The 15,709-nt window shown below is 69.6% G+C and carries 16 protein-coding genes; 8 read left to right on the forward strand and 8 right to left on the reverse strand.

Features of this window, described 5'->3' with window-relative positions:
• The first annotated feature begins 130 nt into the window (after positions 1-130).
• Positions 131-997: a GNAT family N-acetyltransferase gene (locus tag ACIRF9_RS31145; protein ID WP_403828740.1), complete on the forward strand. Its 867-nt coding sequence runs from the start codon at positions 131-133 to the stop codon at positions 995-997.
• A gap of 114 nt (positions 998-1,111) precedes the next feature.
• Here ACIRF9_RS31145 and ACIRF9_RS31150 read toward each other — a convergent pair whose 3' ends face one another.
• Positions 1,112-2,326, reverse strand: a complete 1,215-nt coding sequence (locus ACIRF9_RS31150) for an MFS transporter (RefSeq protein ID WP_403828742.1) — start codon at positions 2,324-2,326, stop codon at positions 1,112-1,114.
• A gap of 142 nt (positions 2,327-2,468) precedes the next feature.
• Here ACIRF9_RS31150 and ACIRF9_RS31155 point away from each other — a divergent pair, with 142 nt between their 5' ends.
• Positions 2,469-2,933: a MarR family winged helix-turn-helix transcriptional regulator gene (locus ACIRF9_RS31155; protein ID WP_403828744.1), complete on the forward strand. Its 465-nt coding sequence runs from the start codon at positions 2,469-2,471 to the stop codon at positions 2,931-2,933.
• A gap of 57 nt (positions 2,934-2,990) precedes the next feature.
• A complete protein-coding gene (locus ACIRF9_RS31160; protein ID WP_403828746.1) occupies positions 2,991-3,443 on the forward strand; it encodes a GNAT family N-acetyltransferase in 453 nt (150 codons plus the stop codon).
• Positions 3,444-3,534: 91 nt separating this feature from the next.
• Here ACIRF9_RS31160 and ACIRF9_RS31165 read toward each other — a convergent pair whose 3' ends face one another.
• Together ACIRF9_RS31165 and dnaB are read right to left on the reverse strand one after the other, a co-directional pair.
• On the reverse strand, positions 3,535-4,920 hold the full coding sequence (locus ACIRF9_RS31165; protein ID WP_403828748.1) for a serine hydrolase domain-containing protein: 1,386 nt from the start codon (positions 4,918-4,920) through the stop codon (positions 3,535-3,537).
• 57 nt (positions 4,921-4,977) lie between these two features.
• Entirely contained in the window at positions 4,978-6,450 is a 1,473-nt protein-coding gene (gene dnaB / locus ACIRF9_RS31170) for a replicative DNA helicase (RefSeq protein WP_403828750.1), read from the reverse strand.
• Between the two features lie 459 nt (positions 6,451-6,909).
• Here dnaB and ACIRF9_RS31175 point away from each other — a divergent pair, with 459 nt between their 5' ends.
• On the forward strand, positions 6,910-8,247 hold the full coding sequence (locus tag ACIRF9_RS31175) for an MATE family efflux transporter (protein WP_403828752.1): 1,338 nt from the start codon (positions 6,910-6,912) through the stop codon (positions 8,245-8,247).
• A gap of 112 nt (positions 8,248-8,359) precedes the next feature.
• Here the strand turns inward: ACIRF9_RS31175 and rplI are convergent, their stop codons facing one another.
• From rplI to rpsF, 4 genes are all read right to left on the reverse strand, one after another.
• A complete protein-coding gene (rplI, locus tag ACIRF9_RS31180) occupies positions 8,360-8,806 on the reverse strand; it encodes a 50S ribosomal protein L9 (RefSeq protein WP_403828754.1) in 447 nt (148 codons plus the stop codon).
• Positions 8,807-8,824: 18 nt separating this feature from the next.
• The gene (rpsR, locus tag ACIRF9_RS31185) at positions 8,825-9,061 is read right to left on the reverse strand and encodes a 30S ribosomal protein S18 (protein ID WP_003949403.1); all 237 of its coding nucleotides are present in this window, start codon (positions 9,059-9,061) and stop codon (positions 8,825-8,827) included.
• A gap of 75 nt (positions 9,062-9,136) precedes the next feature.
• Positions 9,137-9,733 carry a single-stranded DNA-binding protein gene (locus ACIRF9_RS31190; RefSeq protein WP_403828756.1) on the reverse strand — a complete coding sequence of 199 codons (597 nt, stop codon included), beginning with the start codon at positions 9,731-9,733 and terminating at the stop codon, positions 9,137-9,139.
• 81 nt (positions 9,734-9,814) lie between these two features.
• Positions 9,815-10,105 (reverse strand): 30S ribosomal protein S6, encoded by a 291-nt coding sequence (rpsF, locus tag ACIRF9_RS31195; protein ID WP_004950685.1) that lies wholly within the window; start codon positions 10,103-10,105, stop codon positions 9,815-9,817.
• Positions 10,106-10,392: 287 nt separating this feature from the next.
• On the opposite strand from rpsF, the gene ACIRF9_RS31200 reads away from it, so the two are divergent.
• From ACIRF9_RS31200 to ACIRF9_RS31210, 3 genes are all read left to right on the forward strand, one after another.
• On the forward strand, positions 10,393-10,707 hold the full coding sequence (locus ACIRF9_RS31200) for a hypothetical protein (protein ID WP_403828758.1): 315 nt from the start codon (positions 10,393-10,395) through the stop codon (positions 10,705-10,707).
• A gap of 222 nt (positions 10,708-10,929) precedes the next feature.
• Positions 10,930-12,051: a peptidoglycan bridge formation glycyltransferase FemX gene (gene femX, locus ACIRF9_RS31205; RefSeq protein WP_403828761.1), complete on the forward strand. Its 1,122-nt coding sequence runs from the start codon at positions 10,930-10,932 to the stop codon at positions 12,049-12,051.
• Between the two features lie 93 nt (positions 12,052-12,144).
• The gene (locus ACIRF9_RS31210) at positions 12,145-13,176 is read left to right on the forward strand and encodes an alanine racemase (protein WP_403828763.1); all 1,032 of its coding nucleotides are present in this window, start codon (positions 12,145-12,147) and stop codon (positions 13,174-13,176) included.
• Positions 13,177-13,297: 121 nt separating this feature from the next.
• Here ACIRF9_RS31210 and ACIRF9_RS31215 read toward each other — a convergent pair whose 3' ends face one another.
• A complete protein-coding gene (locus tag ACIRF9_RS31215) occupies positions 13,298-14,815 on the reverse strand; it encodes a glycosyltransferase family 87 protein (protein WP_403828765.1) in 1,518 nt (505 codons plus the stop codon).
• 210 nt (positions 14,816-15,025) lie between these two features.
• Between ACIRF9_RS31215 and ACIRF9_RS31220 the strand changes: the two genes are divergently transcribed.
• Entirely contained in the window at positions 15,026-15,577 is a 552-nt protein-coding gene (locus tag ACIRF9_RS31220; RefSeq protein ID WP_403828767.1) for an SMI1/KNR4 family protein, read from the forward strand.
• Positions 15,578-15,709: the final 132 nt, after the last annotated feature.

Raw genomic sequence — 15,709 nt, forward strand, 5'->3', positions numbered from 1 at the left:
AACACTCCGCGCCTCCCCCCTGTGCGGCCTCGTTTCACGTGAAACACCGCCCGACGGCATGGCCAAAAGCGCGTACGTCCCAGGAGAAACAGGTGGACGCCAGGGGCGCCGGTCGGACAGCCTGACCCGCGTGCCGACTCCTTCCCTCGCCGCTCTGCCCATTCGCCGCCTGACGCACCGCGATCTCACCGCCTGCGCCGACTTGTCCGAGGACCGGGGGTGGCCACGCGAGGAGCGCAAGTGGGGTCTCCTCCTCTCCGCCGGGAAGGGGTACGGCATCGACGACCCCGCCGGAGGCCTGGTCTCCGCCTGCGTCGTCACCGAGTACGGTCCGGCCGACCGCCCCGACCTCGGGGCCGTCGGGATGGTGCTGGTGGCCGAGCGGCACGCCCGACAGGGTGTGGGCCGCCGGCTGATGGAACACGTCGTCTCCGCAATGGGCCCGACCCCGCTGACCCTGCACGCGACGCCGAACGGTCGTCCGCTGTACGAGGAGCTCGGCTTCAAGGCCACGGGCCGGGCGGAGATGGTGTCGGGACACTTCACCCCGGACGGCACGCCGTCGGACATCGCCACCCGCGCGGCCACGGCCGAGGACCTGCCCTCGATCCTCCGGCTCGACGAGGAGGTGTTCGGCACCGACCGCACGCACATGATCACCCGGCTGCCCGCCTTCGCCGACCAGTTGCGGGTCGCCGAGGACAACGGCCGGATCGTCGGCTACGCGGCCGCCTGGCCCAACATGGCCACGCATGTCGTGGGCCCGCTGATCGCCCGAGACACCGAGACAGCGAAGGCCCTGCTGGCCTCCCTCGCCGCCCACACCGACCGGCCGCTGCGGACCGACATCGACGAACGGCACGAGGAACTGCTGGCGTGGGTGAAGGCACGGGGTCTGGGGTCCGTCGCCTTCAACACCGTCATGACCTACGGGATCGCGGAACTCCCCGGCGACTGGAGCAGGCGGTACGCCCCGCTGACGGTGGCGGCCGGCTGAGCCGCACGGACACGACGACGCCGGTACCCCGGAGCCGCGCGGATACGACAGACGCCGGTACCCCGAGCCGTGGGGTACCGGCGTCTGTCGTGAGGGCCGGACGGGCCGGGGGGCTCAGCGGTGGGCGACGGCCCGCTGCTCGGCGGGTGCTGGTCCGCCACCGGCGACCACCGTGCTGGGCGCACCCGCACGGCGTTCCAGGGCGGACGACACCAGGGCGAGGATCAGGGCGGCCGCGGCGAGGGCGGCGCCGACCCAGTTCGGGGCGGTGTAGCCGAGGCCCGCGGCGATGACGAGGCCACCGAGCCAGGCGGACAGTGCGTTGCCGAGGTTGAAGGCGCCGATGTTCACGGCGGAGGCCAGCGTCGGGGCGTCGTGCGCCTGGTCGAGGACGCGCTTCTGCAAGGGCGGGACGGTGGCGAAGCCCAGGGCGCCGATCAGGGCGATGCTGAGGGCCGCGAGGACCTTGTTGTGGGCGGTGAGCGTGAAGAGGGCCAGGACGACCGCCAGGGCGCCCAGAGAGACGTACAACATCGGCATCAGGGCGCGGTCGGCGTAGCGCCCGCCGACGAGGTTGCCGCCGACCATGCCGAGTCCGAAGAGAACCAGCAGCCAGGTGACGGAGCCGTCGGCGAAGCCGGTCACGTGGGTCATCATCGGCGCGATGTAGGTGATGGCCGCGAAGACGCCGCCGAAGCCGAGGACGGTCATCGCCATGGCGAGCAGGACCTGGGCGTTCCTGAAGGCGGCCAGCTCGTGACGCAGGTGCACTCCCTCCGCCCGGGGCATCTCGGGGACCAGCCGGGCGATGCCGGCCAGGCCGACGACCCCGAGGGCGGCGACGACGCCGAACGTGACCCTCCAGCCGACGGTCTGCCCGACGAGGGTGCCCAGGGGGACTCCGACCACGTTGGCGACGGTCAGACCGGTGAACATCATGGCGATGGCCCCGGCCTTCCGGTCCGGGGCGACCAGATCGGCCGCGACGACCGAGCCGATACCGAAGAAGGCCCCGTGGGCGAGCGAGGCGATGACGCGTCCGGTCAGCATCACGGCGAAGGACGGGGCGACGGCGGAGAGCAGGTTCCCGACGATGAACAGGCCCATCAGGAGCATCAGCATCCGCTTGCGGGAGACCTTGGTGCCGAGGACGGTCATCAGCGGGGCGCCGAACATGACGCCGAGCGCGTAGCCGGTCACGAGGAACCCGGCCGTGGGGATGGAGACCCCGAAGTCGCCCGCGACCTCGGGCAGCAAGCCCATGATCACGAACTCGGTGGTTCCGATGCCGAAGGCCCCGATCGCGAGGGCCAGAAGCGCGAGAGGCATGGAGGGTGGACCTTCCCAGACGATTGCAGATGCGCCTTGCGTGCGTTCACAATAATTGCAGACGCGGTATAAATGCAAACGCTGACTATTTCGATGTTGCTCTATCCTGGTGTCAGCCGCTCCGGGACGGAGGAGAACACCCATGACCGCAACGGACCCCGCACTCACCGCCCTTGCCCAGGGCTGGTGCGCCCTCTCCTTGCTGCACGGGAGGATCGAGGCCCACATCGAGCGGGCGCTGCAGGCCGGGCACGACCTGAGCGTGCGCGAGTACTCCCTGCTCGACGTACTCAGCCGGCAGCACGACGGCGACGGGGGCCATCTGCAGATGAAGCAGGTCGCCGACGCGGTCGTTCTCAGCCAGAGCGCCACCACCCGGCTGGTCACCCGGCTCGAGGACCGCGGCCTCCTGGAGCGCTACCTGTGCCCCACCGACCGCCGCGGCATCTACACCAACGTCACCGAGGCCGGCCTGACACTGCTCGCCGAAGCCCGGCCCACCAACGACACCGCCCTGCGCGAGGCCCTCGACGCAGCCGCGAAGAACGCCGAACTGGCGCCGCTGGTGCGGGTCGTGGAGTCACTGAAGGCGCCCGCCGCCGCGTAGAGTGCGGCAGCGCAAGACGCTCGGGGTGCGGCGGCGGAACGCGCTTAGGGTGCGGTCATGGCAGATCTTGATATTCGGGCCGCCGTCGCCGAGGACATCCCCGCGATCGTCGCCATGCTCGCGGACGACCCCCTGGGCGCCCAGCGCGAGTCCCCGGAGGACCTCACGCCGTACCGCAACGCGCTGGAGCGGCTCAGCGCCGATCCGAACCAGCGCCTGGTCGTCGCCGTGCGCGAAGGGCGCGTCGTCGGCACGCTCCAGCTGACGATCATCCCCGGTCTGTCCCGGCGTGGCGCGACCAGGTCGATCATCGAGGGTGTGCGCGTGCACGCCGACGAGCGCGGCAGCGGTCTGGGCACGCGGTTCATCGAGTGGGCGATCGAGGAATCCCGGCGGGAGAACTGCCAGTTGGTGCAGCTCACCTCCGACACCACACGCACCGACGCCCATCGCTTCTACGAACGACTGGGGTTCGTGGCCTCGCACGTGGGTTTCAAGCTGCAGCTCTGACGTGGGCTCCACGCGACAGCGCCGAGGCCACGTCCATGGCAAAGGCGCCGTGTTTCACGTGAAACACGGCGCCTCCTTTCCGTTGGGGCGGTCAGCCGATCCCCCGCCATCCCTCCGGGTCCACCCCGCCGGGCACAGCGGCCCCCTCGTCGTACGGCTGACGCGTGAACACGAACGATCCGAGGTCCAGGTGGTCCACGGTCCCGTCCGGCCGCCGTACAGCCCGTAGAACCTCTCCGGCGTAGTAGCCCTCCAGCCCCGTCCAGGTGCCGTCCCCGTTCGGCCGGAACCGCGAGCGCCTGCCACCCCCGGACAGCGGCCCGAGTGAGACGAGGCCATCGGCCGTCACCCGCAGAGCGGTGGGACTGGTCCCCCAGTACCACGGGCCGGCCAACTCCAGCGCAAAACGGTCGGCTTCCCGCAACGGCCGCCACGGCTCGGGGATCCGCGGCTCCGCCTCCGCGACGATGCGGACGAGATCGGTGGCCACCTGCGACACGAAGAAGCCGGAGGTGCAGTTGGCGAGCACCACTGCGGCGACGTCGTCCTCCACACCGATGAAGAGGGCCGCCAGGAAGCCGGGCACCGAGCCGGAGTGGCCCACGAGCAGTCGCCCGTCGCGGTGCTGGACCTGCATTCCGAGCCCGTACGTCAAGCCGTCCGCCAGCTCCACCGCCTGCGTCGGTGCCGTCGGCGTGCGCATCTCCCGCAGGGTCTCCGCGCTCAGCACCCGGTCGTCGCCCCGCACCAGGAAGGCGGCGAACTTCGCCAGGTCGCCGGTCGTGGACCAGAGCTGGCCCGCCGGCGCCATCCGCCCGTAGTCCTCGAGGGGTTCGGGCTGCATCACATCGGCCCAGGGATGCACCGCCCAACCGCCCGCGGCCGGAGCCTGCGGGTGGACACCCGTCCGGTCGAGGCCCAGAGGTTCGAGTACTTCACGCCGGAGTACGTCCTCCCAGGACGCGCCGCGCAGCTCCTCGACGAGGGCGCCCAGCAATGCGTAGCCGGGGTTGGAGTAGTGGTGACGGCGGCCGGCCGGATGCGGAGCCGGCTGGTCGCCGAGGACGTCGGCGAGTTCGGGCCGCAGCGACCCCGGTGTCCTCTCCCACCACGGTCCGGGTGTCTCGGCAGCCAACCCTCCTGTGTGGGCGAGCAGTTGGGCGATCGTGAGCTCCCCCGCCCCGGTGCCGGGCAGGTACTTCTCCACCGGGTCCTCGAGGTCGAGCGCTCCTTCGTCGCGCAGCCGCAGCACGAGGACGGCGGTGAAGGTCTTGGTGATCGAGCCGATCCGGTACTGCACGTTCTCGTCCGGGGCGTGCCCGTCGACCGAGGTGCGTGCCCCGTGCCACACGGCCCGTCCGTCCCGTACGACCGCGGCGACGAGTGACGGGGCGCGGCCGTCGGACTGGGCCACGGCGATCCGGTGCAGCAGCGCACGCCGGGTGCCGGGGAGGAGCTCTTCCTGGGGTGTCGTCATGGGCCCAGTCCACCTGCCCGCGGACCCGGCGTCGAGTTCATTTCGCCCGGGGCGGGATCAGGTCTGGGCCATGTCCACGAAGCGCGAGTAGTGGCCCTGGAACGCCACGGTGATCGTGGCCGTCGGGCCGTTTCGGTGCTTGCCCACGATGATGTCGGCCTCGCCCGCGCGCGGCGACTCCTTCTCGTAGGCGTCCTCGCGGTGCAGCAGGATCACCATGTCGGCGTCCTGCTCGATGGAGCCGGACTCACGCAGGTCGGAGACCATCGGCTTCTTGTCCGTGCGCTGCTCGGGGCCACGGTTGAGCTGCGAGAGCGCGATCACCGGGACCTCCAGCTCCTTCGCGAGGAGCTTGAGGTTACGGGACATGTCCGAGACCTCCTGCTGACGACTCTCGGAGCGCTTGCCACCGGACTGCATCAGCTGGAGGTAGTCGATGATGACGAGCCGGATGTCGTTGCGCTGCTTCAGCCGGCGGCACTTCGCGCGGATCTCCATCATCGACAGGTTCGGGGAGTCGTCGATGAAGAGCGGGGCGGACGACACCTCGGGCATCCGGCGCGCCAGGCGCGTCCAGTCCTCGTCCGTCATGGTGCCGGAGCGCATGTGGTGCAGGGCGACGCGGGCCTCGGCGGACAGCAGACGCATCGCGATCTCGTTGCGGCCCATTTCGAGGGAGAAGATGACGCTGGGCAGGTTGTTCTTGATCGACGCGGCCCGGGCGAAGTCGAGCGCGAGCGTGGACTTGCCCATGGCGGGACGGGCGGCGATGACGATCATCTGGCCCGGGTGGAGGCCGTTGGTGAGCGAGTCGAGGTCGGTGAAGCCGGTGGGCACACCGGTCATCTCGCCGCTGCGCGAGCCGATCGCCTCGATCTCGTCGAGGGCGCCTTCCATGATGTCGCCGAGCGGGAGGTAGTCCTCGCTGGTGCGCTGCTCGGTGACCGCGTAGATCTCGGCCTGCGCGCGGTTGACGATCTCGTCGACGTCGTCGTCGGCCGCGTATCCCATCTGGGTGATGCGGGTGCCGGCCTCGACCAGGCGGCGCAGGACCGCCCGCTCGTGCACGATCTCGGCGTAGTACTCGGCGTTGGCCGCCGTGGGCACCGTCTGGACGAGGGTGTGCAGATACGATGCGCCGCCGACCTTGTTGATCTCGCCGCGCTTGGTCAGTTCGGCGGCGATCGTGATGGGGTCGGCCGGCTCGCCCTTGGCATAGACGTCGAGGATCGCCTGGTAGATCGTCTCGTGCGCGGGCTTGTAGAAGTCGTGGCCCTTGAGGACCTCGACGACGTCGGCGATGGCGTCCTTGGACAGGAGCATGCCACCGAGGACGGACTGCTCGGCGTCGAGGTCCTGCGGCGGTACGCGCTCGAAGGTGCTGCCGCCCTCCCAGTCACCGCTGTCCCGGCCCCGGTCGTGCTGTTCGTCCCGGCCGCGGCCACCGTCGCCGCGCCGACGGGCGGAAGGCAGACGATCACTGGGTCCGCTGTCGGCCCACGGGTCGTCCAAGGGCTCGGAAATGCTCACCGAGCCACCTCCTCCCGTCCGCCGAGCGGACCTCGCCGTGCCCTCAGTTCTACGGCACGACACTGACAATTGAGAGGCCCAACTCCGGTTCAGCCACGTCGGTTTTGTGAGGCTTTCACTGACCGTCGGACGGAGCGGGCGCCGGACCACGGTAGGCCCGCGGGCACCGTCAGCCAATCTGGTTATCCACAGCCCATGTGGACAACAGCCCGGATGCTGTGGAGAACTCCGGAAAACCTGTGCACGACCCGGTGGACAGCCCTGTGAACAAGCCCTCGTCTTTTCCCACCAACCCGCTCTGACCTGCATCTTTATGATCCACTGGCTGTGCAGAAGAAAAACTTCCCCAGTCAGCGCAAGATCGGTTCGAACGAGGGCCGGGACGACACGCAGCGCAACGAGTGGTAAGGGTCACTACTCAATTGCGTCTCTTACCTGTGGACGATTAGATTGGTGGCCATGACACAGGCTCCCGCGCCCCCCAGGGCCACCCGGCGACAGCACGATCGGGAGATCGTCGCGCTGGCCGTCCCGGCCTTCGGCGCGCTCGTCGCCGAGCCCCTCTTCGTCATGGCCGACAGCGCGATCGTCGGCCATCTCGGCACCGCCCAGCTCGCCGGCCTCGGCATCGCCTCCGCCCTCCTGACGACGGCCGTCAGCGTCTTCGTCTTCCTCGCGTACGCCACCACGGCCGCCGTCGCCCGCCGCGTCGGGGCCGGCGACCTCCCGGCGGCCATCCGCCAGGGCATGGACGGCATCTGGCTGGCCCTGCTGCTCGGCGCCGTCGTCGTCACCGCCGTCGTGCCCACGGCCCCGGCGCTGGTGGAACTCTTCGGGGCCTCGGACACCGCCGCGCCCTACGCCACCACCTATCTGCGCATCTCGGTGATGGGCATCCCGGCCATGCTCGTCGTGCTCGCCGCGACCGGGGTGCTGCGCGGACTCCAGGACACGAAGACACCTCTGTACGTCGCCGTCGGGGGATTCGTCGCCAACGCCGCCCTGAATGTCGGCCTGGTCTATGGCGTCGGCCTCGGGATCGCGGGCTCCGCCTGGGGGACGGTCGTCGCCCAGTGCGGCATGGCGGCGGTCTACCTCTCCGTGGTGATCCGCGGAGCCCGTCGGCACGGCGCCTCGTTGCGACCGGACGCGGCCGGCATCAGAGCCTCCGCCCAGGCCGGGGTGCCCCTGCTGGTCCGTACGCTGTCCCTGCGGGCAATCCTGATGATCGCCACGGCCGTCGCGGCCCGTCTGGGGGACGCCGACATCGCGGCGCACCAGATCGCGCTGTCCCTGTGGAGTCTGCTCGCCTTCGCCCTCGACGCCATCGCCATCGCCGGGCAGGCCATCATCGGACGCTACCTCGGTGCGGGCGACGCCCAGGGCGCCCGTGACGCATGCCGACGGATGGTGGAGTGGGGCATCGGCGTGGGGGTCGTACTCGGCCTGCTGGTCGTCATCGCCCGACCATTGTTCCTGCCCCTGTTCACCGGCGACTCCGGTGTGAAGGAGGCCGCGCTGCCCGCCCTCCTCCTGGTGGCGCTCTCCCAGCCGATCTGCGGAATCGTCTTCGTCCTGGACGGCGTACTGATGGGAGCGGGGGACGGCCCCTATCTCGCCTGGGCCATGGTGTTCACCCTTGCCGTCTTCACCCCGGTGGCCCTGCTGGTGCCGGTGCTCGGCGGTGGACTCACCGCGGTGTGGGGAGCGATGACACTGATGATGACGGTTCGCATGCTGACGCTCTGGCTGCGCGCCCGCTCCGGCCGGTGGATCGTCACCGGGGCGACCCGCTGACCGTTTCACGTGAAACACACCCAGCCGAGCCAGACGAAGAAGGGGCCGCACCCCAGCGGGTGCGGCCCCTTCTCAGCTGTTCAGCCGAAGCTGTTCACGCCGGTCGCGACGATCAGGCCGCGACGACCTCGATGTTGACCTTGGCGGCAACCTCGGGGTGCAGACGCACGGACGTCTCGTGGGCGCCCAGGGTCTTGATCGGCGTGCCGAGCTCGATGCGGCGCTTGTCGACGTCGGGGCCACCGGCAGCCTTGATCGCGGACGCGATGTCGGCCGGGGTGACGGAACCGAAGAGACGACCGGCGTCGCCGGAGCGGACGGCCAGGCGGACCCTGACGCCCTCGAGCTGGGCCTTCACAGCGTTGGCCTGCTCGATGGTCTGGATCTCGTGGATCTTGCGAGCGCGACGGATCTGCTCGACGTCCTTCTCGCCGCCCTTGGTCCAGCGGATGGCGAACTTCCGCGGGATCAGGTAGTTGCGAGCGTAACCGTCCTTGACGTCGACGACGTCGCCGGCGGCACCGAGGCCGGAGACCTCGTGGGTGAGGATGATCTTCATGTGTCGGTCACCCTTCCCTTAGCGCGCGGTGGACGTGTAGGGCAGCAGCGCCATCTCACGGCTGTTCTTGACGGCCGTGGCGACGTCACGCTGGTGCTGCGTGCAGTTGCCGGTCACGCGGCGGGCACGGATCTTGCCGCGGTCGGAAATGAACTTCCGCAGCATGTTCGTGTCCTTGTAGTCCACGTACGTGACCTTGTCCTTGCAGAATGCGCAGACCTTCTTCTTCGGCTTGCGCACAGGCGGCTTCGCCATGGTGTTTCTCCTGTGTGATCAAGAAGTGTGGGTACGACCCGCCCTCGATCCCGGGGTCCTAGGGACCCGGAGGACCTAGAAGGGGGGCTCGTCCGAGTAGCCGCCGCCGCTGCCGCTGCCGCTGCCGCCGGAGTTTCCACCCCAGCCGCCGCCGCCCTGGTTGCCACCGGCGGGAGCGCCGGTCGCCCACGGGTCGTCGGCGGGAGCGCCGCCCTGCTGACCGCCGCCGGGGCCGCCGCCCCAGCCGCCGCCCGCCTGGCCGCCACCGCCGCCGTAACCGCCCTGGCCACCGCGTCCACCGCCACCACCACTGGTCTTGGTGACCTTGGCCGTGGCGTTGCGCAGGCTGGGGCCGACTTCCTCGACGTCCAGCTCGAAGACCGTGCGCTTGACACCCTCACGGTCCTCGTACGACCGCTGCTTCAGCCGGCCCTGCACGACGACGCGCATGCCTCGCTGGAGCGACTCGGCGACGTTCTCCGCCGCCTGGCGCCAGACCGAGCAGGTCAGGAAGAGGCTCTCGCCGTCCTTCCACTCGTTCGTCTGGCGGTCGAAGGTGCGGGGGGTGGACGCGACACGGAACTTCGCGACCGCCGCACCCGAGGGGGTGAAGCGCAGCTCGGGGTCATCGACAAGGTTGCCGACGACCGTGATGACGGTCTCGCCTGCCATGGGGGAACCTCTCGGCGGGTTTGCTGCTGCTGGCTGCTTGTGCTGCTACTCAGAGTCCCGAGATCAGCTGAGCGGGAGAGCTCAGTGGGTCTCGGGGCGGAGGACCTTGGTCCGGAGGACCGACTCGTTCAGGTTCATCTGGCGGTCGAGCTCCTTGACGACCGCAGGCTCGGCCTGCAGGTCGATGACCGAGTAGATGCCCTCGGGCTTCTTCTTGATCTCGTACGCGAGACGACGACGGCCCCAGGTGTCGACCTTCTCGACCTTTCCGTTGCCCTCGCGGACGACGGAGAGGAAGTTCTCGATCAGCGGGGAGACAGCGCGCTCCTCGAGATCGGGGTCGAGGATGACCATCACCTCGTAGTGACGCATGTGTAACCCACCTCCTTTGGACTCAGCGGCCACGGTCGTTCCGTGGCAGGAGGGTTGTGATGCGTACGCAACGGTATCGGCCGCCACTGACAATCGGGGGTCGGATGCCGACGTCCCCGCTCTGAACTGGGCGGAGTCCCTGGCTGTGCCTGGGCAGACACCGGTGCAGACGGTACAGACTACCCGCACACCCGCTTCCGGTTGAAATCCGGCCGTGGGGACCGTCAATCTGTACACGTCGGGTGTGTATGGCGCTACGATGCGCCGCCTTCCGCAGGAGGTGCCCTATGGCACAAGCATTGCGACCCAACACCGGAGTCGGTTCCCTATTCGCCACCGACGGCAAGTCCCATCCCGTCCAGCACGCGCTCATGGCCGTGACCCTGGTCCTCGGAGTGGTGTCCTTCGTCACGGCGCAGTTCGACAGCCTCCATCTGCTCAGCTCCTGGACCGGTCTGGTGGGGATCCTGGCCGGCGCGTACGGACAGTGGATCTCCGAGACCACCCGTGAGCGCTTCTTCCTGATCCTGGGCCTCGGTGCCTCCGGCGTCGGCTTCTTCCTCGGCATGGCGCACGGCGGTCTCTTCGGCGGACTGTGGTGACCTGACCGGCCCCGGTCCGGCACCACGCACACCGTCCACACCGAGAGACACGTAGAACAACGTAGAACAACTACGAACCCTGCCGTAACGCCCCGGCCGCCAACTGGCCGGGGCGAAGGTGCCGTACGCCCAGTCTGGCCGCGCGTCAGGCGCAGTAGGCTTCGGCGCTAGAGCCGGAGCCCCTGTACCCATGGGGACACACCAGCCCGAGGAGCGCCCCGAATGAGCCTGACCCTGAGGACGATCAGCCGCGAGCAGCATCTGGCGTACATCCAGAGCCTGCCGTCGGCGAGCCACATGCAGGTTCCGGCCTGGGCCGATGTCAAGGCGGAGTGGCGATCGGAGAATCTCGGCTGGTTCGACGAGCGCACCGGCGAGCTGGTCGGCGTGGGTCTGGTCCTCTACCGCCAGCTGCCCAAGATCAAGCGCTACCTGGCGTATCTGCCCGAGGGCCCGGTCATCAACTGGTACGCGCCGAATCTGACCGAGTGGCTGGAACCGATGCTCGCGCACCTCAAGCAGCAGGGCGCGTTCTCGGTCAAGATGGGCCCGCCGGTGATCATCCGGCGCTGGGAGGCGACGTCCATCAAGGCGGGCATCCAGAGCCCGGACGTGAAGCGGCTGCGCGACATCGAGGCCGACTTCATCGAGCCGCGCGCCTTCGAGGTGGCCGACAAGCTTCGCCGTATGGGCTGGCAGCAGGGTGAGGACGGGGGTGCCGGCTTCGGCGACGTCCAGCCGCGCTACGTCTACCAGGTGCCGCTGGCGAACCGTTCCCTTGAAGAGGTCCACAAGAACTTCAACCAACTGTGGCGCCGCAACATCAAGAAGGCCGAGAAGGCCGGTGTCGAGGTCGTCCAGGGCGGCTACCACGACCTCGAGGAGTGGCAGAGGCTGTACGAGATCACGGCCGTGCGCGACCACTTCCGGCCGCGCCCGCTGTCGTACTTCCAGCGCATGTGGACGGCCCTCAACACCGAGGACCCCAACCGCATGCGGCTGTACTTCGCCCGTCACAACGGCGTGAACCTGTCCGCGGCGACGATGCTGATCGTCGGCGGACACGTCTGGTACTCGTACGGCGCCTCCGACAACATCGGCCGTGAGTTCCGGCCGTCGAACGCCATGCAGTGGCGGATGCTGCGCGACGCCTACGCGCTCGGCGCCACCGTCTACGACCTGCGCGGCATCTCCGACTCGCTGGACGAGACCGACCACCTCTTCGGCCTGATCCAGTTCAAGGTCGGCACGGGCGGCCAGGCGGCCGAGTACCTCGGCGAGTGGGACTTCCCGCTGAACAAGCTGCTCCACAAGGCGCTGGACATCTACATGTCGCGCCGCTGACGTCACGTCCGGTGGTTCCATACCTCTGACGTCTCCCGCATCTCCGACGCACCTCCCCACACCTCAGCCACGAGAAAGGTCCCAGGTCCGGCCATGGCGCTCACGCTCTACGTCGACACCGCGCGCTGGCGGGCGCACCACAAGCACGTGCAGGAGCAGTTCCCGGGGCTCGTCCCGGTCTGCAAGGGCAACGGCTACGGCTTCGGGCACGAGCGGCTGGCGGAGGAGGCCACCCGGCTGGGTTCGGACATCCTCGCCGTCGGCACGACGTACGAGGCCGCGCGCATCAAGGACTTCTTCGGCGGCGACCTGCTGGTGCTGACGCCGTACCGGCGCGGCGAGGAGCCCGTTCCGCTGCCCGACCGGGTCGTGCGCTCGGTGTCGTCGGTGGACGGTGTGTACGGCCTCGTGGGCGCCCGGGTGGTCATCGAGGTGATGTCGTCGATGAAGCGGCACGGCATCAGCGAGCAGGACCTGCCCCAGTTGCACGCCGCGATCGAGAACGTCCGGCTGGAGGGCTTCGCCATCCACCTGCCGCTGGACCGCACCGACGGCTCCGACGCCGTCGAGGAGGTCATCGGCTGGATGGACCGGCTGCGCGCGGCCCGGCTGCCGCTGCACACGATGTTCGTCAGCCACCTCAAGGCCGACGAACTCGCCCGGTTGCAGCAGCAGTTCCCGCAGACCCGGTTCCGCGCCCGGATCGGCACGCGGCTGTGGCTGGGGGACCACGAGGCCACCGAGTACCGCGGTGCCGTCCTGGACGTCACGCGCGTCGCCAAGGGCGACCGCTTCGGCTACCGGCAGCAGAAGGCGGCCTCCGACGGCTTCCTGGTGGTCGTGGCGGGCGGTACGTCGCACGGGGTGGGTCTGGAGGCCCCCAAGGCGCTGCACGGCGTCATGCCGCGCGCCAAGGGCGTCGCCCGTGCCGGCCTCGCCACGGTGAACCGGAACCTCTCGCCGTTCGTCTGGGGCGGCAAGCAGCGCTGGTTCGCCGAGCCGCCGCACATGCAGGTGTCCATCCTGTTCGTGCCCGCGGACGCGCCGGAGCCGACGGTCGGCGACGAGCTGGTCGCCCACCTGCGGCACACCACGACGCAGTTCGACCGGCTCGTGGACCGCTGAGCCACGCAGCGGCCGACCGCTGGGCCACACAGCAACGGAAGGGGCCGTACCCGGGGATCCCGGGTACGGCCCCTTCCACGTACGCTCCGGCTCTTCTACGGCCGGACAGCACCCTGTTCGCTCACGGCGAACCGTCGACGGCGTCCTGCTTGCCCCACTCCACTTCGGACCCGCCCTGCTTGCCCCACTCCACCTGCGGCCCCTCGAAGTGGGAGGCGTGGCGGGGAGGATGAGCCGCGGCACCGAGGACGAAGACGTCCTCCGCCCCGTCGAGCACTCCGCCCGAGGGGTCGTCCTCGCCGCCCTGGCGCACCACGTCCCGTTCCGGCATCAGGATGTCGCGCACGACCACGGCGCACAGGTAGAGCGTCCCCAGCAGGTGCACACCGATCGCCCAGTGGTAGCCGTCGGTCGGCAGTCCCTTGTGGGCGTCTCCGCTGGTCGTGTAGGCGAGGTACATCCAGATGCCCAGGAAGTACGCGACCTCGCACGCCTGCCAGATCAGGAAGTCCCGCCACTTCGGCCGGGCCAGCACGGCCAACGGCACCAGCCACAGGACGTACTGCGGCGAGTAGACCTTGTTCGTGACGATGAAGGCCGCCACCACCAGGAACGCGAGCTGGGCGAACCGGGGGCGCCGGGGCGCGGTCAGCGTGATCCAGGCGATGCCCGCGAAGCACACCACCACCAGGAGCGTGGCGAGCGTGTTGACGCTGTCGGTCGTGAGGGGATCGCTGGAGTTCTGGGCCAGGATCAGCCAGAAGGATCCGAAGTCGACGCCCCGCTCCTGGCTGAACCGGTAGAACTTCGACCAGCCTTCGAAGGCGAAGAGCATCACCGGCAGGTTCACCACCAGCCAGGCCACGACGGCGCCGCCGAGGGCCTTGCCGTAGTCCCGCCACTTCCCCGCGCGCCAGCAGAGCAGGAACAGCGGTCCGAGGAGGAAGACCGGGTAGAGCTTGGCGGCCGTGGCGAGCCCCAGCAGCACACCGAAGGCGAGGGAGCGTCCCCGCGACCACATCATCATCGCCGCGGCCGTCAGGGCGACGGCCAGCAGGTCCCAGTTGATGGTGGCGGTCAGCGCGAAGGCGGGCGCCAGGGCCACCAGCAGACCGTCCCAGGGGCGCCGGGCGTGCGTACGGCTCACGCAGACGGCGATGACGGCCGCGCAGGCCATCAGCATCCCGGCGTTGACCATCCAGTACCACTGCTCCTGGTGCTGGATGGTGCCGCTGCCCGGAGTCAGCCAGGCCGCGACCTCCATGAACACTCCGGTCAGCACCGGGTATTCGAGGTAGTCCATGTCGCCGCTGAGCTTGTCGAAGTACGGCACGAGCCCGTCGGCGAAGCCGCGGCCCTGATAGAGGTGCGGGATGTCCGAATAGCAGGCGTGGGTGTACTGGGTGCTGGCGCCGAAGAACCAGCCCCCGTCGTAGCAGGGCGCCTTCTGGACCAGTCCGAGGGCGAACATCCCGATCGCCACGAGCGCGACGACCCGTACGGGAGTCCACCAGGACGTCCCGAGCAGGGCCCGCCGTCCGAGGGGGCCGCCGATCAGCTCGCTGCCGGCCGCGGCCACCTTGTCGTCCCTGGTCGGCCGCACGGTTCGCTCGTCGCGCACGCTCGTCATGGGGGTCATCCTGCCGTACGTCGCTGTGGTGCCGCCCAGCGTACGCAAGGAGGCGCCGCAGTACCTGTCCTGCTGAAGGACACGACGTCGGTATGGGCCAACCCAGGATGGCCGTCCCGGTCCGGGTGTTCCCCTGGATCCACCTCCCGCGGCTACCGTCCGTCCCGTCGACCACCGCCCCATAATGAGGCGGTCGTTTCACACGGGAGAGGACGGGCGATGGGTCGAGAATCCCTGGAGCAGGCTTGGTCGAGCGCGGAGCGCCGGCTCGGGGTGATTGCGCCGGCGAGCCGGGCCGCACTGCGGCCGCCCGTCGAAGGACCGGCCCTGGAGGAGTGGGAACGGCAGTCCGGCATCGAGCTGCCCGAGGAGCTGACGTGCCTCCTCGCCCTGCATGACGGCGCGGAGAACACCGAGGCCGGCAGCTTTCTGCCCAGCGGCACGCGTCTCCTCCCGGTCGTGGAGGCAATACGGATCACCAGGAGAATGTGCGACGCGCTCGACGACGAGGAGCTCGTCGGACAGTGGTGGCATCCGCAGTGGCTCGCCTTCGCCGCGAACCACGACGGCGCCAGCGTCTACTTCGTCGACGCGCGCCCCGGAGCGGGCCGCGGATCCGTGGGCTACTTCTTCCGGGAGACCGGGGGTGCATGCGGAAAGTGGCCCTCGCTCACGGCGTTCTTCGAGACACTGACGAGCGCCGTCGAGGACGGGGAAAGGATGCACGGGGAGTCACCTCGGACCAAGGACGACATGCTGACCTGGGACTGAGACGGCCGGGGGTGGGCCCCCGGGGGGTGGGCCCCCCCCCCCCCCCCCCCGGGGGGGCGCGCGACCCCCCCCCCCCGCACACCAACGTCGGGCCCCCCCGCCGGCAACCCCCGAAAACCGGCAAGTCGAACC

It is taken from the genome of Streptomyces sp. NPDC096132, assembly GCF_044763345.1.
Classification (GTDB): Bacteria; Actinomycetota; Actinomycetes; order Streptomycetales; family Streptomycetaceae; genus Streptomyces.